Genomic DNA, 20,482 nt, shown 5'->3' on the forward strand with positions numbered 1-20,482 from the left:
TACAACGACCATCGACCGCATTCCGGCCTCGGCTGGCTGACGCCTGCCGAGTTCGCCCAGACCATCAACCCGAGACGTGATGCAGTGCTACGCAGCCGGAATGGCTCCGCACCGCAACCGGTCGCTAGCGCACCAAATACAGAAACCCAAAACCGCCGGAGCAAACTCAAAACTGGATAAAACTTGGGGGCAAGGTCACGACCAACAACACGAACGATACCTAAAGGCGGGTCAATTCTTGGTGGAAACGCCGGGTCAGCTCTCAGTGGAAATCAACAAACTGCTATTTGTTGACCTGCCTTGTATTGGTTGAAATAGTAGCGGGGAAGCAATTGTTCTGCGTCGAATTACGAAACCCAATTGGGGATATATAAGGCTCTCTAAAGCGCAAATCACGCCCAATTGGCGATAAAGCAATTGCCTTAGACTGTGCTTATCGAAGTTGCCGTGCGATTACGGTGCCTTGCGATACTTATGATGTTCACTCGGTGCCACGGTTTTCACTTCAGACCCGATCATGATTTCGGCCTCCCGAATTTTGTTCACGTAATTGCAAAAGTCTGAAGACGTCATGTCGAGCGCAACCGCGTCGAAATGCGCCCATTCGCTGTTGCCCAGCTTAACATGTTTTTCGACCATCCTAGCGCCGGCAGCTACGGCCAGCATCGACCCTATCGAGCCTTCGTCGTGGCTTGAATAAGCTGGAACAATGTGTTGGTTCGTTGTTGAGAGTGTATGGTAGTGCCGCACGACCGCTATGTTGCAGTCGCGCGCGGGCGTGGGATACGCGGAATTTGCTTGCATCAGATATAACGTCGGCACGTCTTTGAAGGTTTCTAAGATCCAGCTTTCAAAATTCTTATCCGTCATTCCTGTTGACAGAACAATGCCTCTATCTGCTACACGCGCCACCTTGGCCAAATAATCAGTGTGCTCAGAAATTGTTGATGGGAGCTTGATTAGTGCAGGGTTGAAGTCACGAATGAAGTTAAAAGAAGCTTCATCTAAAATTGACGCAAACCAATCTATTTTCAGTTTTCTACACAAGGTGTCCAAAAAATCAAAGTCATCTGCTGTTAGCTCAAGCTTCCTCCTGTAGTCGCCGAAGGTCTGCCCAAAGGGTGATCGGTATGGAGCGGAGAGCTGCGCAGTACTGTAAAACGTCGCAACATCGCGCTTTTGCACTTTCACATAGTCGGCTCCAGCCGCTTTGGCAGTTCTAACCATCCGTTCTAATCGATCCCTGTCGCCGAAGTGATTGGTTGTGAGTTCGGCGACTACTGCGACCTTGGATTGTGAACTTGCTTGTGCTCTCGCAGTTGGGAAATCTCGTTCGACAATGTCGGCTACTGATGCGGCTGAATAGTTGCGATTGCCGACATGAATCACGTCAATTTGGCTGCCCTGCAGCATGTAGAGGGCATTCAGAAGGAAGTTCTCCTGCATCCCAATGACTAATCGTCGATCCTGTATGTCACCAGTCTCAAAATGGCCGCCAGCCATTTCCGCGTAACCGGCTTCTGGGGTGAAATCGAAGCCAATCATATAAACTTTTTGTGCCCGCTCACGGACTTTCGCCACTTCAAGGCAAACTTTTAGAGCTGAGATGAACAGAACGTCTTCAATCACGAGCGGTCCTGACAAAAGTCTCTGCATCATCAAGTCGCCACTCTCCTGTCCGAGCGACTCATGCGGTACGCGAATTACCTTACCTTCGGTTGGGCGATAGTCAGTTGACGTAAGGTAGAGTTGAGCTTTGGGGCCCGATGCTTCGAGCGCAGCCTTAACCCAATCAGCGTGAAATATTGAAATATCTGTAGGTTGGATGCGCTCGGCATCGTTTACCCCGATAACCAAAGAGCCATCGAAGATTGAGGGGGGTATTTCGCCTGCAGATGGACCTTTACCTAGAATGAAGATCGTATCGGTGGCGTATATCGACGCGATGTCGCTGATCTGGCGTGAGAAACTGACCATTATATTCCTCGTCATTCACAAAAACGTCGCAGCCAGCCTCCCTCGCGAGTGCTACGCCAGCTATTAGATCCCAGGACTTTGCACCTTTAGGATTGATGAAACGGCTAAATGAGCCCCTTATCACATTGAAAAGATTGTAGACTGCACATCCCATTATTCTCGCTTCAGGAAGGGCAGCTACGCCTTCTCCAATCTTGGGGTGATACGAGGATGAGAAACCGACGATTCGCGAACGTGGCACAAAAGGAACGTTTCCTGTCGTCATCACCTCATACAGCTCTGGCATCATTAACAAACTGCCCGCGTGAGTTTCCCCACGCCATAGTGATAAAGATGTGCCCCATTCTTTCAAACCGGAGCAAAAATTCTCGGTGCCATCAATCGGATCGAGTACAGCGCGCCAGCCTGAGCCGATAGTCGTTCCAGGTACCCATGTTTCTTCGCCAATAAAGTCCAAATCGGCGATCTTGGAGCGCAGGAACGCGGCAATCTGTTGCTCAAGGTAGCGGTCTGCTGCCGTAACTGGGCTTCCGTCTGCCTTCCATTCCACATCAAAACGGCGTTCCTTTACCTGTTCAAGTTCTGAATTGATAAGTCTCGCGACGTCTTGGAGAAGTTCACTAGTATCCATACTATCCAGCTTCATCTGGTTGGAGCCATGCTGTGTACCCTACCTGCAGCATGGATGACAACTGATGGCGTCAATTACCCAAAAAAAACACTGGGATTCTTTGTTGGAAGCAAATGCTAGGTACCGATCTTATTTTAGGCTGGGCTGTACCGGTGCCACGACATGGCATTCCCCGCCACATCAAGCGGCAAGAACCGCAACGGAGTTTCGCCCCACTGCGAGCACCGAAATATGGGGTGAGGGACTGCCGGCCGATTGTCGTAAAAGTTTCCGCAGGCAACTAACGCCTAACTGTTTCAGATCCCAGAAACATCCAAACGGGCGTGTTCGCTCTCGAAAATAGCGTTGCGATCATCGATTGAAAAAATGTGTCAGCTAGGTATTAGAAGGCTTCAGATAAGTGAACCACGTTGCTCTGATGCCGCTTTTTTGGGAGGGACAAAATTGAATTCAATACTGGTGGTTGTTCGGACGCCAACTTATCAGAGTGTTCAGCCTTGGCTTCTCGCTGTTGCAGGTGATGAAGGCGTAGATCTGGCCGTGAGTACATACAACGATACGGAATGTCCTGATGGGGATTTGACGAAGATCGAATTTAGCCATCATTTTGTTGGCGGAAAATGGATCGCGATATACGATTTCATTAGAAGTCATCCACATCTGCTTGATAAGTATGACTACTTTTGGTTTCCAGATGATGACATTGAGACTTCAGCTGATATCGCTCGTGAATTCATAGCATTATGCAGGGATGAACGCTTTGCAATCGCGCAGCCCTCCCTGACCATTGATAGTTACTATGCACACCGTGTTACACTTACAAACTCGCGTTTCAGGTTCAGGCGCACGAACTTTGTTGAGCTGATGATGCCTTTGATGAGTGCTACTTTCCTGCGTCGAGTGTTACCCCTGTTTGCGGACAGGCATGCGGCACTTGGAATTGATTTGTTTTGGCATAAACTCGCCCCCAATCCGATGCGTGATGTGGCAATTGTTGACGCCACGCCTATGGGGCACTACAGGCCAAGACAAACACATCTGAAGAACGTTATGTCGAAGCAACAAATAGACATACTGTCGGAAAAGCAGAAAACATTCGAGTACTTTTCTATTTATTGGGTCGGTGCAACAATAATTTCAGCTGAAACAACGTATGGGAAAGAGGTTGGCCGTGGATTTTTGATGTGGTGGATGTATTTTCTGGGGATGTCATCTGTTCGGAAGCGCATATGTCGCCCTCAGTGTTCTCGAACCAAAATGTTACTCATGCTGTACGAAATGGTTTCTACAGATCCTGAAAAACCTTGTTATGATCACGAGAGATATCTAAAGGTCTTTAAACAGAAGTCTATTGATGGTGTGTCTTCATCCAGAGCTGTTCAGCCATTATAATGCTATTTATATTTCTCATGCTCTGTCTCGTAAGTTGTAGTAGCCCAGAGTTAGTATTGCCCATGTGAATATCCCGGCCAAGACCACCAATAGAACAGTCAAAATGCGTCTTGGATATTCTGCCTTTTCTGATCGCGTTGGTTGTATAAATGTGGCAAGATATCGTTCCTTGCCAGTTGCTTCAATTCTTGCTTTTTCTAAACTTGCCAGTGCGGCTGTATAGGCTTGTTGTGAGAATTCTCGTTCAGTTTCCAAGCCTTCATAGATCTGAAGACGGTTTGACACGGATTGATCGGCAAGCGGTGCGTTTTGCCCTGTGCGTCCCCCACCTGATCCATCTTCTGCCCCCCCTCCAAGTCTAAGTCGTTCCTGCGTGATTTGTTGCTCGAGGCTCTCTATTTGGGCCCTTATGACGCGGATCCTTGGCGTATCCTCCGCCATTTGATTGCGAGCGGTTGCAAGGTCAGAGTTGAGCCTCACGAGGCGCTGTTCCATTTCGGCAACCAATTGCATCGCAAGTTTCGCACCCTCAACGGGATCGACTTCCTGAGAGCGGTCTCTAAAGCTGTAGATGGCTAGTCGAGCATCGGCCAAGCGCTTTTCTGCAACTCCCACTTCCACTTTTGCCGAGCGGAGTGCCTCAGTTCTAGCCGTATCCGACAAGTCATTTATCAGGTTTTCTGAACTTGCGAGCACAAAATCTGCTACTTGCTGTGCCTCTGCAGGATCAAATGCTCTAATTCTGAGTTCGATAATGTTGGATGCGTGTTCATAGTCAACCGTAGCAACACTTCTCCAGTACGACAGCTTTTCTTCGATGGAAGCATCCTTATCTAGGCCAAAAATAAAGTCACCTCCACGTACCGCAAACAACGTTGTCAGGTCGAACTTCTCATCGAGCTTTCTAACCATTGCTTCACTTAAGAGGTAGTCTGAGAGGATATACGAATCTGATACAGTGCTGGTTGCGCCTGTTTGAGAAAACATACCCAATATGTCGCCGGCGACGGGGCTGGAGTCTATGCTTCTGACCGTAAAAGATGCAGTGCTTTCGTACTGATCAGCTGCAATAAAAGTCATATAAAAAGACGCCGCGCTACCTGGTACGACTACGAGCGCCAGAAAAGAGCTTACTATAACTAAGTGCCTAAAGCGAAAAGTTGCCTTGCGTTTGCCTTGCTTCTTGCTTTTCTGGAGCAAACCCTCCAGAACTCTTATATTGGGATGTTTGGTCTCGGGCGCGTGGGTAGGCGCTCCTTTGTTTTTCGTATTCAACGCTTTCTCCGAGTCGGCCATTAGCCGTTCTCCATATTTTGATCGTGCACTCTTATGGCATCTTCCACATTCTCGAAAAAGGTGAGTTTGCCTTTTTCAATAACGACTCCGGTCTGGCAGTATTCTCGGATGGTCTCGGTACTATGCGAAACCATGATAACGTCTGAGTCTGAGAGCTTTTCCTTGAAAGCTGAATGGCATTTTTTCTTGAAATTGCTATCACCAACGGCGGTCACCTCATCTACAAGGTAATAGTCGAATTGGATGCCCATGCTAAGGCCGAATGCGAGCCGTGCCTTCATTCCAGATGAATATGTTTTTACAGGAGCGCGAAAGAAGGGACCAAGTTCCGCGAATTCGGTGACGTAGTCGATAAGCTCATCTGTGTTTACTCCATAAACCCTTGCCACAAAACGAACGTTTTGCTCGCCAGTTAGATTTCCTTGGAATGTGCCTGAGAATCCAAGTGGCCAGGAGATCCGACCTTGGCGAATGATTCGTCCCGAATCCAGCCGCAAAGTCCCGGCGATTAGCTTCAGTAGCGTCGATTTACCCGCGCCATTGCGCCCTAGTAGCCCGACACTTCTCCCTCTCTTTAGGACGAATGATACGCCATCCAGAATTGTTTTGCTGGAGCCCTTAATTTGCATCTTCTTGCTGGCATTCTCTAGGCGAATCATTGGTTTCTCAATGTTTTGGCGGCCAGAAAGAAAAGCATCGTACCGCTTAGTAGGCTGGCGAGTACAAATGCGTATAGATAGCCCATGTCTAAGCCGGTCGCTCTGTACTCAGGATAGAAACCTTTCCTGAACAGTATTATCACATGAGAAACTGGGTTTATGAGAACAAAATCTCTATAGGGGTGGGGGAGGTTGTCGGGAATAAAGAATACTCCAGATATAAGCATCAGGGGGCGTGAAATAATGCCATACACGCTTTCGTAAAAAGGAAACCTGAGAAATAAAACTGTATTGCTCATCCCGACACCTAGGGCGAGGAAGCTAGCTAGTGCGCCTGCTTCTAAGAGGGGAGCCCAGTTTAGATTTGGTGGCCTCTTCATCTCGAAATGTATTATCAGAAAAAACACCAGTATTGCGACAAAACAATTGGTGAACATTTGCAACAGAAAACGAGAGACCACAGTGTCAATTGGTGCCAAAGTGGGGTAATTTAGAAGCGCGCGGTTTCCGGCCAAGGCGCCGCCAACATAGTTGAGCGTAGCATTATAGAAATAAAATGCCATGTATCCGGACGCGAAAAACAACGGGAAGCTGTTTCCGAGCGCCGGTGAATGTGTGATCGCTTGGAAGACAACTGTCATCATCATCACATAACCGCCTGGTTCTAGAAATGCCCAGACATATCCACCTGGCTTATCGCCGAACCGAGACGCCATTTCTCGAATCAGTAAAGCCGATACAATTCTAAGGTGCTTGAGCAGCAACATGCGCAGTCCGATGGAAAGTTGCGGGGCGTGAACGGCTAATTCTCAGACGCTAGGTTTCACCTAGTCCATTCTGCGCTCGAACGTTGGCGTCAATTGCTATCATATAATTTGTCGATCTCAATAGGGAAGCGCCTTCGTTTTTTGAGCGTCGGCTCATCCAGAGACATAAGCGCACGTCATAACCGAATCCAAGGCTTAGGAGCGCTTCCTTTTCTCTGCCAAAAACGATATCACATCGAAGATATTACCGATAACATTTTGTCGGGGGTTCATGTAGGTGGTATAGTGGAAATAGGCCGCTGCGAAAAGTTCTTCAACGCTACGATGTCGGTTGCGACGGGCGCAGGTCTGTCTGTCATCAGTGACGCCCCAGCCTGCATACCAAGGTATTCCAAGACATGTAACTGAGCGCCCAGCTAGCAGTGCCTCAAAGCCCATCGTCGAAGCGACCGTATACACTCTATCCATGTGCAGCACGAGGTCTACTGGATTGACTGGTTGTCTGACCATGACCACATTTTCGGGTGGTTCATAATCGGTAAGGTAACCACCTTTTGAGCCTTGGCTGACCTCGGGGTGCGTCTTGACGTAAATCGTAGAGTCTGAGTTTTCTCTAATCGCGGCGTCGACCATAAGTTTGAAGGTTCCCGCGTTGGCTCCTCCGAGTGCCACACTGTTGTCACCGACAGTTTGGTCGACAACTAAAACTCTGTGTTTATCAGTCATTCTCAACAGGCCGGGCGATAAATCGGGGGCATGATTGTACTTGCTGAGCCGATGTTGGTTAATAAGTTGCCGAGCTTGTTTAACTTCACTTTCAATTCCACAAAGCAAGTTAGCGTCGGAGTTCAGTAATCGTTCTAGAGCCGACGGTCGTGAGCTATCATAATAGATGCCTTCAGTGTCTTTGATAATTGACAAGGGAGGGGAGCCGCGACCTGGATTAATTGAACGCAGAAAGCCGTCTTCAAGGTGGAGGACCGGGACATTCAGTCGCTTTGCGATAGCCTCCGCACGCATTCCGCTCGGTCTCATTCCCCAGCCCGCCACGGCTTTGATCGAGTTTCCGCGTCCAAATAGCGGCGGGCGACAGATCTCGGCCCCCAGCAAGGTAGCAAGATTAGGGGTTGCCAACATCCCCGAGGATGTGACCGCAATCTTGCCTTTCCTGTAAGTCACTCTGCTGCTCCTAATTCGGCTGAGTGGTGAATTCGCACTCACGCGGTGCAGTCGTTGATAAGAACTGTCTTGCATGTCTTGGAGTGGTCGAACACGCTCTTATGAGATCGCGCCTATCTGAACCGCTAATGTTCATATTGCTTCCGCGTGAAAGGATGGCATCAAGCTAGCGCCAGCCAGCGTTGCCAAGAACCTGCCGGCTGTGTCAAGCGCTTCTCTAATAGTTACATCCATATCAATATAGCGATAGGTTCCAAGTCTACCCACGAATGTGACGCCCACTTCCGAGCGGGCTAACTCTACATACCGGGCCAGCAGTTCCTTCTCTTTTGTCATGCGGATCGGGTAGTAAGGGATATCATCCTCACCGCAAGCGCGGGAGAATTCCCGATAACAAACGCTTTTCTGGTGCGTTTCCCACGGTGAAAAATGTTTGTGCTCCGTAATGCGTGTAAATGGCACGTCCTGATCGCCATAATTCATCACCGCACATCCTTGATAGTCCCCGTCATGACGGAACATCTCAAAATCTAGCGTTCTATATCCCAGGCGACCGAGCGAAAAGTCGAAGTAACCGTCAAGCGGACCCGAATAAAAGACATGGTCATAGCCCCCGCGGTCGTCTCTTTTGAAGGTGTGGCCAAGTCGCACCTCTATGGCCTCATGGTCCAGAATTTTGCCGACCATGGCAGTATAGCCATTTTCAGGCATGCCCTGGAAACGGTGGAAGAAGTAGTTGTCATCGTAGTTGAAGCGAACCGGAAGCCGCTTGAGGATGCTCGCGGGAAGGTCGCTTGGCTGGCATCCCCATTGTTTGACGGTGTAACCTTTGAGGAATGCCTCATAAAGATCGCGTCCAACAAATTTGAGCGCCTGTTCTTCAAAGGTTTTCGGCTCTTCATTGGTGCCTTCTGAGAGCGACGCGATAAAAGCTCTCGCCTCATCAGGCCGAAGAGTCTTCCCGAAGAACTGATTGATGGTGTGGAGATTTATCGGCAGCAGGTAAACCCTGTCACCACTCGTTGTCTTCACGCGGTTAACGTAGGGTATGAAGCGTTCAAACCCATTCACGTAGTTCCATACTTCTTCGTCATCGGTATGGAATATGTGTGGTCCATAAACATGAACCATGACACCGGATTCGACATCACGTTCGGTATGGCAGTTTCCCGCGATGTGAGTTCTCTGGTCGATAATGGTGATCTCATGACCCGCTTCCGCGAGTTTGCGACCAATGACAGCGCCGGACAAACCAGCGCCGACCATAAGAAGCTTTTTTTTCACTCTGTTTTCTCCTGCACTGCCCATCTTCAACATAATATCGCCCGTCCTCTGATAGCGGCGAGGTTGTCAATTTACCTTTGGTAAGTGGTAGCGTTTCAATGTGTCTTCGCAAAGCCTTCGTTGGCACGAAAGCTGCTCCCTACACAGGAAGGCGGAGAAGAGGCAGTCAACCGTCGTCAACTATTGTCTGTCGCCGTGTGGCGTTTATCTTTGATTTTTCGATATTTTTCAAAACGATTGGGGTGATTCAGATGCTTTTTACGTACTTGATCCGGTTGAGGTCGTTTGGTTCGGGCAAAATCGTCAGCCATTGAGCCGATTCAATTGTGGAATTTGAATGAGTATGATTGAGAAGCAGAAGCTAAACGTCTCCTACAGGCAAATCTGCAACTGTGCATCACAACACCGCTCCACTCCGACACCCCGCGAAAATATCCAGCGCGGGCTGGTAGACCGCCGTCCTAACCTGCATCAGGCCAAGCAAGCTGTGGAACAGATTATCATGTGAATGCGGTGCACTCGCCTCGGCCGAGAGGCAGGCGCGATCGATACCAGCTGACTTCAAAAGGCTAGGGGAGGTCCACAGGACGAATGGTATATGTGTCTGTTCCTTTGGTGCGAATAGGTAAGGTGCGCCATGCAGGTACAGGCCGTTTTCACCCAGAGACTCGCCGTGGTCCGACATGTAGATCATGGCGCTGTCCACCCGGTCTTCGTGCGCACGCAGCTTGTCGATCACCTCTGCAAGGATATGATCAGTGTAGAGGATGGCGTTGTCGTAGGCGTTGGTGATCGTCTGCGGCGTGCAGGTATCGAACTCGACGGAGTGACAATCGGGGACGAATTTTTGGAATTCCTTGGGGTAGCGCAGATAATAGGCAGGACCATGATTGCCGAGCTGGTGCAGAACGAGAACGGCATCGCCATCGACCTTGTCCAGCCAGCCATCAAGCCCATCGACCAGGATCTGGTCGAGACATTCTCCGTCCGAACAATAATGCGGATCCTTGGAGTTGAAGAATTCTGTTTTCTGGATCCGATCGGCCACGTGTTTGTCGCCGGTATTGTTGTCCCACCATTCGGTCTTGATTCCGGCATGGCTGAGCACGTCCATGAGGTTTTCCGTCCCCATCGCTTTAGCGTGGGAATATTCGGCCCGGCCGTAGACTGAGAACATGCAGGGTACCGAGACGGCTGTCGCGGTTCCACAGCTCGAGGCGTTATCGAAGTAGACGATGTCACGCTTGCTCAGTTCGGGGTTCGTTTCCCGCGCATAGCCGCCAAGCTGGAAGTTTTGCGCCCGTGCCGTTTCGCCGACGACCACGATCGTCACACGCGGCTTGCGCTGCGCTTTCGGTGCCTTGTTCACCACCTTCGCGTCGGTTCCAAGCGGTTGGACGACGAGGTCCTCTTCCTTGGCCGCTCCGATGAAGAACCCCGCAGCACTTGCCACCGGAAAGATCGGGTTAAGTGTGCGAAACCAGTCTCGATGTTGGCGAATGTTGAAGATGAAGCTCCCGCTATTCGACAGGCCGGCCAGCCCGAAGACGATCAGGCACGGCACGATGATGAGCATATTGACCGTCATCTTCTTCAGGATTGGGCGGTGCACCAGTTTCACCGAGGCGATGAAGAGCGACGGCATCAGCCCGAACAGCACCATGTGGATAATGAATGCGGACGTGATCAGATGACCTGCCTCTGCCTGGCTGGTTTCCATGGCGTTGCGGATCATCTCGCTGTCGATGATGGTACCAAACCGATCCATGAACCAGGCGCCGCCAACACTTGCCAGGATGAAGAAAATGAGTGCTGGCTTGATGACGTATTTCGCCGAAAAGGTGAGCATCAGCGCTGTGAATGCCCCGAACAGACCGATGCCAATGGCAAGCAGGGCCAAGACATTTCCATCGAGATAGACGAACGTTTTCTCCCAAAAAGTCACGTTCATGAAAAGGAGGAGGTAGGCTGCGGTGAGTATGCACAACCACTCGCTGCGCATCGATGGCCTGTATTTCAATTGCGGCTTGGACAAGCGCTTCCTCGCTTAGAATGGACTCAGGAGTCCGCTCTTTAAACTTGGGAAGCTGACATAAACCTGAAAATATGCGCGAAAACGCTGAATGGGGTGTGTCCGGATTGCATAGTCAAGGCTCAGCTATCAAGCGGACGTTTTCCGATCCGGATGTAGCGCATACTCAGCAAAACCAGGGCGCCTGAAAACAGGCAAAATGCCAATCCCTGGACGGTCTCGAAAGTAAGAGCGCCGGCAATGCCGCCGAGCGCAAAGGAGGCGATCGTGACCGCGTGCAGACGCAAACGCTCCATCGCCATTGTTCGCTGCGAGCGCGACACATTGCCTGTAAGAAGTGCCAGGCCAACGCCGATGTCTGTTGCGATACCGGAGACATGCGTCGAGCGCACCCGGCTCTCCGATATGCGCGTCGAAGCGGCATTCTGGACACCCATTGAAAAGCTGAGCACGGACACAAGCGCCAGCCCATTGATGTGTTCAAACGAGAGGGACACCCAAAGCCCCGCAAGGGCAAGCACCACCGCCTCGACGATGAGCGTCAGAGCGTAGATGTTGCTGTAACCACGCGATTTGCCCGCCTGAATGAGAGAGGTGGCGACGAATGCCCCCAAGATGAACATGCCCACAATCGCACAAAATGCTCCGGCCGCCTGAAAATGCCTGACTGACAGGAGTTCGGACACCATGGATACGTTTCCGGTCATATTGGCGGAGAAATATCCATAGGCCAGATAACCGGCACTATTCACTCCGCCGGCAATGAAGGCGAGGATCCCACCGAGCGTGAGGTCGGACTTCAGCTCTCGTGTTTGTCCGTCATGAATAAGCATGGGCGCATTTCAGGTGTTGAAGGAAAGAATGTCACGGCGCGTCGCGGGCTGGATGTCTGTTCGACTCAGATGTCGTGCCGCATATATATCTGAATGCAGACATGCTTTGGAGGTCCTCCAACGTATCTGCTTACGTAGGCTGATTTCGCCATCCGGGATTAAAAATAGGGACAGTCTCCTCGCGAGGAGAGAGCGACGACTTAATCACGGTGAAGCGCGATAACTCGATACAAAAAAGGCGGCCCGGAGACCGCCCTTTCTTGTCAATGAAGAGAAACTCGTTGCGATCCGCGGCCTTTTGCCCAGTTGCCTATGAGTTCAGTATCGTCTTCAGGCAGCCTGAGACAAAGACGTCCTCCAGATTGGTTCAGAATTTCAAGCGGATGCCAGCTGTGATCGTCGCTGCCCAAATTGGGCTCAGCTCATATGCATTGATTGGCTCGTAGAGTCCGGACCGATCGCGTCCGTTGCCTGATTCGTATGAGCCCAGATAGCTGATATTTGCGCCCAAATTCAGCGAAAGGGACTCAGTGACGTTGTGCTGCAGTTCAAGTCCTGCCCGGCCAGCAAAGCTTGTATGCGTGCCATCGTCCAAATTTGCGTATGGCGTAGCCCCCTTAAACGATGCCTCATCGATATCGTTCAATTGGTTAATGGCCACGCCAGCGCCCGCAGTGGCGTTCAAGCGTGTGTTTTCGGTAATGTTATACCCATAGCTGACATTCGCCAGCACAATATTGGATATCGCGCGGCCATCGAAGTAAGCGGGTCCACCTGGGAAAGTTCCGGCCCAACTGACATTGCTGCCGAGGTAGTCGTAGCTGATGAATACCGCCAGAGGGTCAGAAAACCGGTATCCGATCCTGCCGCCAACAACAAATTCGTCGTCAAACTTCACTTTGGAGACAATGCCGTCTCCGTCTCGGCCACCTGTCGTGGTGTCGGAATCACCAGAGATAAAAGCGGCACCTGCATTGATATCGGTGAACCAGCCAAGATCCTCGGCATTTGCCGCTTCGCCAAGCAGGGACAAACCGCAACCAAGCGCAATAACAGGTAAAAATTGTTTCATAGCCACCCCCTTAAGACGTATACTGATTTTTCAGAGTTAGCCGCAGCTAACGTAGCTGTCAACCAAGCCAAATTTGAATACATAAGGGGTTCAAAGCCCAATACTGAAGCAGTGGATGGGATTTGGAGCAGGTGGTAGCGCAACAAGGGTTGCAGGCAGGTCGGACCGGATGGTCCGCAGCGCTCAAGTTATCTTTATCGCCTGAGTTTCTAATGGCTAAAACACTGTCCAGAAAGTGTGGCATGGTGTGGCACGCCACGTTGATTTCATTGAAATTTTTATAATCGCGATGTGTGTCCAATGAGCCCAATAGCTAATTGATCCTCATAGACAAAACTGCTCCGGGCGAGGGATCTCACCCATTGATTTGACTCAATAGGTCGATCCCAAAGCCTTATCAGTCGGGATGGGGCGGTGCCACACTGACTGGCTGCACCTAGAGGTGTACGCGATTAGCTGACGGTTCTCTCATCGAAAACAGATAAAAGGGTGGAGCATGGTAAAGTTATGAAAAGAAATTCTGAGTGATCATGTGATCAGGACATTTAAGATCTTTTTGGCGTAGCATTTGCCGTCTCTCCCCTTCTGGTGGAGCAGTGCAAAAAAGTACGCAAATTCGCGTATTGTTGTTTGTGTAAAATTTCCAGTTAGGTTGAAAAAATGTATTTTTTAAAAGGAGATAAAAGAAAGGTTCTTCAGTATATTTTCGTTTTGTATTCAATTTCAACTTTGTTGAACGTATTTTTATTTACCATTCTATCTCAGTATTCTATTTTTACGGCATTCAAGTTGCAGCACGCTATATTTATAGCGTGTTTTATAATGGTTGTTTATCTGGTTCGTGACAAAAACTATACAGTAGATTTCTGTCGAATGGACGATTACAGTTTTATATTTGCAGTAAAAACGCTAATGTGGATGTCAATATCAATTGCAACCTTGGGGATATTCTATATCACGCCAAAGGTCGGCGAGGGTGAGGCGCTGCAAATTTTGCAGTACGGAGTAATTCTATCAGTAAATATAGTTTTTTCACAGGAAATTATTTCTCTAATATTTAGGTCGGCAAAAAAATAAAGGGAAAGTATGATGGTTCAGCAAAATCTCATCGAATTTAGTTCGGATAGATGTGGTGGCTTTTCAATCGCCTGATATCCCCAAGATGGGTTTTGTAGCGTTAGATTGACATAGGCAGTTCCTGTTTCCAGGCATTCCTTGGTTTGGCGCAGCTTCCTGCCGAATTTCAACGGATTTGACTCCTTTCCAGCAGGATTTGAGCGGTTGTCAGCCAATGCGGGTATCGCTCGGCATTTGCGTGCGACATGCCCATAGCCAACTGATGGCGGACCACATCGGCAGCTGTCCACTGCTTCAAAGCTTAAAGCGCTGTAGCCTAAAAATATTCGAGTAGGGGAGATGTTCTCGAGCGCTCTAGCCCGCACCACGGCCGAAGTGTTGATGCTGATGGAGATCGCAAGACGTGTTGGGGTGTTGTGCGGCACGCTACAACTCAAATTGTAATATTAATTTTCTAAATCTTGTTTCATTTTTTTAATTGCTGACTTTACAATCGTAAAAATCATAAAAAAACAAACGGATGTTCCTATGCAAAATATTATTAGATGAAATATATATTTATTTTGGGACGGTTTAGATATTATTTCTATGAATGTTACAAAAGGGAGGGCTAACGATATAAATAAGTAGGCCTTATATTCTCGTGAGGTATATTTATATAATGAAATTAAAAGTCTCTTCATCTGAATAGGCCTATTTATAGATATTGTTTCAAAATTTAAATGTATTTTCCCATTGATCTAATCGGCGCTGAATGAAACACACGAATATGAAGACATTCCGTTTTGATTTAAGCTTAAAGTCAACCCCTTCATTATACTGATATCCCCAAGATGGGTTTTGTAGCGTTAGATTGACATAGGCAGTTCCTGTTTCCAGGCATTCCTTGGTTTGGCGCAGCTTCCTGCCGAATTTCAACGGATTTGACTCCTTTCCAGCAGGATTTGAGCAATTGTCAGCCAAAGCGGGTATCGCTCGGCATCTGCATGCAACATGCCCGCAGCCAGGTGATGGCGGGCCACATCGGCAGCTGTCCACTGCTTCAAAGCTGAAAGCGCCGCAGGCTGAAAATATTGGATGATGGGAGATGTTTTAGAGCGCTCTTGCGCATCCTGCGGCCGACCTATTCTTGCTGATGGAGCCTGCAAAAAAAGTGTGGCGCGGTGTGGCACGGCGCGTTGATTTCATTGAAATTTTTATAATCGCGATGTGTGTTCAATGAGCCCGCCAGCTAATTGATCTCTATAGATAAATCTGCTCCGGGCGAGGCCACTCATGGGTCATCTCGTTGGAATACAGCTTCAATCCTGATAGAACGCTGCTAATCCATCGGCTCCCCGCTTTTTCCTCGTCGATCAAAACCGAGCCTTGAAAGCCGGGCGCGGGGGATTTAAGAGACAGAGAAGGCAGACAGGCTGGAATGGGACTCAACGACATGATGGATTTCGAAGCGGCGCGCATCAAGATGGTGGAAAACCAGATACGCACAACCGATGTCACCGCGCATTCGGTGCTTGAGGCGTTTCTCGCAGTTCCGCGCGAATCCTTTGTACCGGCAGACAAGGTCCGGCTTGCCTATATCGATGAAGACCTCGAGATTGCGCCGGGCCGCTACATCATGGAGCCGTCACCACTCGCCAAGCTTTTGCAGCTGGCCCATATCGGCAAGGAAGACGTCGTCCTGGAAATCGGCTGTGGCTGCGGTTACACCGCAGCACTTCTTTCGCTTCTGTCCGGTTCTGTCGTGACGGTTGAAAGCGACGAGGAACTGGCCGCGCAAGCAACCCAGACCCTGTCTGAACTCGGCTATGACAATGTTGCCGTCGTCACCGGGCCTTTGGAAGCGGGTTACGCTGCCGAGGCGCCCTATGACATCATTTTCGTCAATGGCGCTATTGAAGACGTTCCGGAAGCCCTGATCGGTCAGCTTCGGGAAGGCGGCAAGCTGATAGCCGTCGTCGGCTATGGCAATGCGGCACGTGCAATCGTGCATGTCCGCTCGCAGGACGCCTATTCCAAGAGCGACTATTTCAACGCTGCCTTAAAGCCGCTTCCGGGCTTTCGTCGGGCCGCTGAATTCGTCTTCTGAATCACGCTGTCCCATCTTTCACGCGGCGCAGCGCTTAATGCTGTTATGTCGGCTGATGGGAACTGATCGGGCGAAGGGGCAGGGGCAATCGCCTGAGCGCTGGTCGTACGCTGCTATTGCTTTGTGCCTGATGCTGCAGCTGCAGCTGCAGCTGATTTAACCATCACTTCATAAATCTGTGTATCACGCGGGAGAAACTCTCCGGCGTGATTTTTTTCTGCAACGCGGTATCCTACGGTGATTCGCGACGCAGTTGTCGGCGGCGACTGTCGCTTTGAGCTCGAAAATACGGGAATGAAAATGGCACAGCCAAATGTAGCGCGTGAACCGTCCATGGAAGAGATCCTCGCATCGATCCGCAAGATCATCGAAAGCAACGATCCGGAGGCTCCGCGCGACTTCTCCTCTCCAATGTCCAACGCCTATGGAGATGAGGGTGGCGATATCGGCGATGAAGCGGAATTGACGATCGAGGATGAGACCATGGCGACCGCCGCCATTTTCGCCGCCAATGATGAGCGTCCTCGTGCAGAGATGCAGCATTACACACCGGAGCCCAGCCGTCAGTCCTTCGCTCAACCGTCAGCAAATGACGCCGAACCGCCGAAGAATATTTCACTTGCTGATCTGGCGGCCCGCGTTCGCGCGGCGGCTGATCGCGCCGAGCCCGGCGTTCCAGCATCTGCGTCTTCATCGGTGCCACCGGCGCAAATGCGTCGGCCAGAGCCGGCAGCGGCGCCTGCCGCAGTGCCGCAAACTGCCCATGTGAGCCACAGCCTTGCAGGTTTGCGCGGCTCCGAAGCGCCGCTGATGACGGCACCGCTTCGCCCGTCCATGGTCGAAGAGCCAATTCGCAACGCCATTCGCGATGCCGCTGATGAGGCCCTGTCTCTGCCAAAGTCGGTCGACGAAACGACACGCGAAAATGCCTTGATCTCAGCCGAGACCGGCGCCTATGTCGCAAGGTCCTTCGGTGATCTGGCGAAAGCTGTCGATGGAGAGCAGCGTCGCTCGCTGGACGAAATGGCAGAAGAACTGCTGCGCCCGATGCTCAAGGAATGGCTGGACGACAATTTGCCAACATTGGTCGAGCGTCTGGTTCGAGAAGAGATCGAGCGCGTGGCGCGCGGCCCGCGTCGTTAAGAAACCGTATTGCATGCAGACAATCAGCCGCTCCGGCCGCCGGGGCGGCTTTGCTGTTGACACTGCAAGGTCGTCCGGCTTTAAAGCCCACGGTCTCGTGAAAGAAAGTTTGTTCCGAAATGCTCGATAAAACCTATGATTCCGCTGCTGTCGAACCGAAGATTGCCAAGGCCTGGGATGAGGCCGATGCATTCAAGGCGGGCGCCAATGCCAAGCCGGACGCTGAATCATTCACGATCGTGATCCCGCCACCAAATGTCACCGGCTCCCTGCATATGGGCCACGCGCTCAACAACACTCTGCAGGACATCATGGTTCGCTTTGAGCGGATGCGCGGCAAGGACGTTTTGTGGCAGCCCGGCATGGACCATGCCGGCATTGCCACCCAGATGGTTGTCGAGCGCAAGCTTGCGGAAAACAAGCAACCCACCCGTCGTGAACTGGGCCGCGAGGCGTTCATCGAGAAGGTTTGGGAGTGGAAGGACGAATCCGGCGGGCTGATCTTCAACCAGTTGAAGCGCCTCGGCGCCTCCTGTGATTGGTCGCGCGAACGATTCACCATGGACGAGGGGCTGTCGAAGGCGGTTCTCGAAGTTTTTGTCACCCTCTACAAGGAGGGCCTCATCTACCGTGGCAAGCGGCTGGTCAACTGGGATCCCAAGTTCGAAACCGCGATTTCCGATCTCGAGGTCGAGAACAAGGAAGCCGACGGCCACATGTGGCATTTCAAATACCCGTTGGCTGGCGGCGAGACCTATACCTATGTCGAGAAGGACGAAGACGGGAACGTCATTCTGTCTGAGGAACGCGATTATATCTCAATTGCCACCACCCGTCCGGAAACCATGCTGGGCGATGGCGCGGTTGCCGTTCATCCGTCAGATGAGCGCTATGCGCCGATTGTCGGCAAGCTGTGCGAAATTCCGGTAGGGCCGAAGGAACACCGCCGCCTGATCCCGATCATCACCGATGAATATCCGGACAAGGATTTCGGGTCAGGTGCCGTCAAGATCACCGGCGCTCATGATTTCAACGACTATCAGGTCGCACGCCGCAACAATATTCCGCTCTACCGCCTGATGGATGTGACTGCCGCCATGCGCGACGACGGTGAGCCCTATGCCGTATATGCAGCCCAGGCGCTCGACATCGCCAAGTCCGGCAAAGTGCCGACGGAGGCAGAGGTCGACGACATCAATCTGGTACCCGAAGAATATCGCGGGCTGGATCGCTACGAGGCGCGCAAGCGCATTGTCGATGCGATCAATGCCGAGGGCCTTGCCGTCACCGTCAAGGATGACGAAGGCAATGACATTCCCTATGTCGAATCGAAGAAGATCATGCAGCCCTTCGGCGATCGCTCAGGCGTCGTCATCGAGCCGATGCTGACCGACCAGTGGTTTGCAGACGCAAAGACGCTCGCAGAGCCTGCCATCGCCAGTGTTCGCGAAGGCCGCACGAATTTCGTGCCGAAGAACTGGGACAAGACCTATTTCGATTGGATGGAGAACATCGAGCCATGGTGCATTTCTCGCCAGCTCTGGTGGGGTCATCAGATTCCGGCATGGTATGGTCCAGACGGCCAGGTCTTTGTTGAAAAGACCGAAGAAGAAGCGCTTGACGCCGCCATCCAGCATTACATCGCCCACGAAGGGCCGTGGAAGGCCTGGGTTGAGGAGCGTCTTGAGAACTTCGAGCCCGGTTCGATCCTCACGCGCGACGAAGATGTGCTCGACACGTGGTTCTCTTCTGCGCTTTGGCCCTTCTCGACGCTCGGCTGGCCCGACAAGACGCCGGAAGTCGCACAATATTATCCGACCAGCGTGTTGGTCACGGGCTTCGATATCATCTTCTTCTGGGTTGCCCGGATGATGATGATGGGCCTTCATTTCATGAAGGACGAAGACGGCAATCCGGTTGAGCCTTTCATCACGGTCTATGTCCATGCTCTGGTGCGCGACAAGAACGGTCAAAAAATGTCGAAGTCCAAGGGCAACGTCATCGACCCTCTGGAACTGATCGACGAATACGGTGCGGACGCACTGCGCTTCACGCTTGCGGTCATGGCGGCGCAGGGGCGGGACGTGAAGCTCGATCCTGCCCGGATCGCCGGCTATCGCAATTTTGGCACCAAACTCTGGAACGCCACGCGGTTTGCCGAAATGAATGGCGCCAGGAGCGATCCGCATTTTCTGCCCGAGGCAACCACGCTTGCCGTCAATCGCTGGATACTGACAGAACTCGCCGCCACGGAAAACGCAGTGACCGAGGCCATCGAGAGCTATCGGTTCAACGATGCCGCGAGCACGCTCTACCGTTTCGTCTGGAACCAGGTCTGTGACTGGTATCTCGAACTGCTGAAGCCGGTCTTTGCAGGTGATGACGAAGCCGCAAAGACGGAAGCGCAGGCCTGCGTCTCTTATGTTCTGGATGAGATCTACAAGTTGCTGCACCCCTTCATGCCCTTTATCACGGAAGAGCTGTGGGCGCATACCGCTGCAGAAGGCACCAGCCGCGGCAAGCTTCTGTGCCACGCTGACTGGCCGGCACCTGAGTTTTCCGACAATGGTGCTGCGGACGATATCAACTGGCTGATCGATCTGGTGACCGGTATCCGCTCCGCCCGTTCTGAAATGAACGTTCCGGCAGGTGCGATCGCACCACTGGTCGTGGTCGGTGCCAATGGCGTGACCCAGGCGCGTCTGGCCCGTCACGAGGCTGCTATCAAGCGCCTCGCGCGTGTTGACAATATTTCGGAAGCGCCGGAAGCCCCGCGTGGCTCGGCGCAGATCGTCATCGGCGAGGCGACCGTCTGCTTGCCGCTCGGCAATCTGATTGACGTTGCAGCAGAAACGGCACGACTGCAAAAGGCAATCGGCAAGGTCGATCAGGAAATGGGTCGTATCGACGGAAAGCTCAACAACGAGAAATTCGTTGCCAACGCCAACCCGGAAGTCGTCGCAGCTGAACGCGAGCGTCGTCTGGAACTGCAGCAGCAGCGCGCCAGTCTGGCGGTCGCACTTGCCCGTGTGGCTGAGGCGGGTTGATCTG

The 20,482-nt window shown here is 51.5% G+C and carries 14 protein-coding genes and 1 pseudogene; 5 read left to right on the plus strand and 10 right to left on the minus strand.

Annotation, left to right across the window (positions count from 1 at the left end; genetic code table 11):
* A pseudogene (locus ACQQ2Q_RS07860) lies at nucleotides 1–180 on the plus strand (IS3 family transposase); the annotation flags it as partial.
* A gap of 273 nt (nucleotides 181–453) precedes the next feature.
* Here ACQQ2Q_RS07860 and ACQQ2Q_RS07865 read toward each other — a convergent pair.
* A complete protein-coding gene (locus tag ACQQ2Q_RS07865; RefSeq protein ID WP_428186517.1) occupies nucleotides 454–1,977 on the minus strand; it encodes an N-acetylneuraminate synthase family protein in 1,524 nt (507 codons plus the stop codon).
* Nucleotides 1,904–2,608 (minus strand): inositol monophosphatase family protein, encoded by a 705-nt coding sequence (locus ACQQ2Q_RS07870; RefSeq protein WP_428186518.1) that lies wholly within the window; start codon nucleotides 2,606–2,608, stop codon nucleotides 1,904–1,906. The genes ACQQ2Q_RS07865 and ACQQ2Q_RS07870 overlap by 74 nt, the downstream gene beginning before the upstream one ends.
* A 444-nt stretch (nucleotides 2,609–3,052) precedes the next feature.
* Here ACQQ2Q_RS07870 and ACQQ2Q_RS07875 point away from each other — a divergent pair, with 444 nt between their 5' ends.
* Entirely contained in the window at nucleotides 3,053–4,000 is a 948-nt protein-coding gene (locus ACQQ2Q_RS07875) for a DUF707 domain-containing protein (protein ID WP_428186519.1), read from the plus strand.
* Nucleotides 4,001–4,015: 15 nt separating this feature from the next.
* Here ACQQ2Q_RS07875 and ACQQ2Q_RS07880 read toward each other — a convergent pair whose 3' ends face one another.
* From ACQQ2Q_RS07880 to ACQQ2Q_RS07915, 8 genes are all read right to left on the minus strand, one after another.
* Complete coding sequence (locus ACQQ2Q_RS07880) at nucleotides 4,016–5,296, minus strand: RkpR, polysaccharide export protein (protein WP_428186520.1); 1,281 nt, start codon at nucleotides 5,294–5,296, stop codon at nucleotides 4,016–4,018.
* Nucleotides 5,296–5,955, minus strand: coding sequence for an ABC transporter ATP-binding protein (locus ACQQ2Q_RS07885; protein WP_428186521.1), 660 nt, complete (start codon nucleotides 5,953–5,955; stop codon nucleotides 5,296–5,298). The genes ACQQ2Q_RS07880 and ACQQ2Q_RS07885 overlap by 1 nt, the downstream gene beginning before the upstream one ends.
* Nucleotides 5,952–6,722 (minus strand): ABC transporter permease, encoded by a 771-nt coding sequence (locus tag ACQQ2Q_RS07890; RefSeq protein ID WP_428186522.1) that lies wholly within the window; start codon nucleotides 6,720–6,722, stop codon nucleotides 5,952–5,954. Before ACQQ2Q_RS07890 ends, ACQQ2Q_RS07885 begins: the two co-directional genes overlap by 4 nt.
* A gap of 195 nt (nucleotides 6,723–6,917) precedes the next feature.
* Entirely contained in the window at nucleotides 6,918–7,901 is a 984-nt protein-coding gene (locus tag ACQQ2Q_RS07895; protein WP_428186523.1) for a hypothetical protein, read from the minus strand.
* 132 nt (nucleotides 7,902–8,033) lie between these two features.
* Nucleotides 8,034–9,209, minus strand: a complete 1,176-nt coding sequence (gene glf, locus ACQQ2Q_RS07900) for a UDP-galactopyranose mutase (RefSeq protein WP_428186781.1) — start codon at nucleotides 9,207–9,209, stop codon at nucleotides 8,034–8,036.
* A gap of 373 nt (nucleotides 9,210–9,582) precedes the next feature.
* Nucleotides 9,583–11,187 (minus strand): phosphoethanolamine transferase, encoded by a 1,605-nt coding sequence (locus ACQQ2Q_RS07905; RefSeq protein ID WP_428186782.1) that lies wholly within the window; start codon nucleotides 11,185–11,187, stop codon nucleotides 9,583–9,585.
* Nucleotides 11,188–11,339: 152 nt separating this feature from the next.
* A complete protein-coding gene (locus ACQQ2Q_RS07910; protein ID WP_428186524.1) occupies nucleotides 11,340–12,050 on the minus strand; it encodes a YoaK family protein in 711 nt (236 codons plus the stop codon).
* A gap of 367 nt (nucleotides 12,051–12,417) precedes the next feature.
* On the minus strand, nucleotides 12,418–13,122 hold the full coding sequence (locus ACQQ2Q_RS07915) for an outer membrane beta-barrel protein (RefSeq protein WP_428186525.1): 705 nt from the start codon (nucleotides 13,120–13,122) through the stop codon (nucleotides 12,418–12,420).
* A gap of 2,515 nt (nucleotides 13,123–15,637) precedes the next feature.
* Here ACQQ2Q_RS07915 and ACQQ2Q_RS07920 point away from each other — a divergent pair.
* The 3 genes from ACQQ2Q_RS07920 (at nucleotide 15,638) to ACQQ2Q_RS07930 (ending at nucleotide 20,478) form a co-directional block, all read left to right on the plus strand.
* Complete coding sequence (locus ACQQ2Q_RS07920) at nucleotides 15,638–16,288, plus strand: protein-L-isoaspartate O-methyltransferase family protein (protein WP_428186783.1); 651 nt, start codon at nucleotides 15,638–15,640, stop codon at nucleotides 16,286–16,288.
* Nucleotides 16,289–16,588: 300 nt separating this feature from the next.
* Entirely contained in the window at nucleotides 16,589–17,431 is an 843-nt protein-coding gene (locus tag ACQQ2Q_RS07925; RefSeq protein WP_428186526.1) for a PopZ family protein, read from the plus strand.
* 119 nt (nucleotides 17,432–17,550) lie between these two features.
* The gene (locus ACQQ2Q_RS07930; protein WP_428186527.1) at nucleotides 17,551–20,478 is read left to right on the plus strand and encodes a valine--tRNA ligase; all 2,928 of its coding nucleotides are present in this window, start codon (nucleotides 17,551–17,553) and stop codon (nucleotides 20,476–20,478) included.
* Nucleotides 20,479–20,482 lie beyond the last annotated feature (4 nt).

The sequence above is a fragment of the Agrobacterium sp. ES01 genome (assembly GCF_050320885.1).
Taxonomy (GTDB): Bacteria; Pseudomonadota; Alphaproteobacteria; order Rhizobiales; family Rhizobiaceae; genus Allorhizobium.

Bases quoted from the DNA above. Each gene is read 5' to 3' on its own strand.
- ACQQ2Q_RS07890 (WP_428186522.1), bottom strand. From the start codon at position 6,722: ATGTTGCTGCTCAAGCACCTTAGAATTGTATCGGCTTTACTGATTCGA.
- ACQQ2Q_RS07870 (WP_428186518.1), bottom strand. From the start codon at position 2,608: ATGGATACTAGTGAACTTCTCCAAGACGTCGCGAGACTTATCAATTCA.
- glf (WP_428186781.1), bottom strand. From the start codon at position 9,209: ATGGGCAGTGCAGGAGAAAACAGAGTGAAAAAAAAGCTTCTTATGGTC.
- ACQQ2Q_RS07920 (WP_428186783.1), top strand. From the start codon at position 15,638: ATGGATTTCGAAGCGGCGCGCATCAAGATGGTGGAAAACCAGATACGC.
- ACQQ2Q_RS07925 (WP_428186526.1), top strand. From the start codon at position 16,589: ATGGCACAGCCAAATGTAGCGCGTGAACCGTCCATGGAAGAGATCCTC.
- ACQQ2Q_RS07865 (WP_428186517.1), bottom strand. From the start codon at position 1,977: ATGGTCAGTTTCTCACGCCAGATCAGCGACATCGCGTCGATATACGCC.
- ACQQ2Q_RS07880 (WP_428186520.1), bottom strand. From the start codon at position 5,296: ATGGCCGACTCGGAGAAAGCGTTGAATACGAAAAACAAAGGAGCGCCT.
- ACQQ2Q_RS07930 (WP_428186527.1), top strand. From the start codon at position 17,551: ATGCTCGATAAAACCTATGATTCCGCTGCTGTCGAACCGAAGATTGCC.
- ACQQ2Q_RS07885 (WP_428186521.1), bottom strand. From the start codon at position 5,955: ATGATTCGCCTAGAGAATGCCAGCAAGAAGATGCAAATTAAGGGCTCC.
- ACQQ2Q_RS07910 (WP_428186524.1), bottom strand. From the start codon at position 12,050: ATGCTTATTCATGACGGACAAACACGAGAGCTGAAGTCCGACCTCACG.
- ACQQ2Q_RS07915 (WP_428186525.1), bottom strand. From the start codon at position 13,122: ATGAAACAATTTTTACCTGTTATTGCGCTTGGTTGCGGTTTGTCCCTG.
- ACQQ2Q_RS07905 (WP_428186782.1), bottom strand. From the start codon at position 11,187: ATGCGCAGCGAGTGGTTGTGCATACTCACCGCAGCCTACCTCCTCCTT.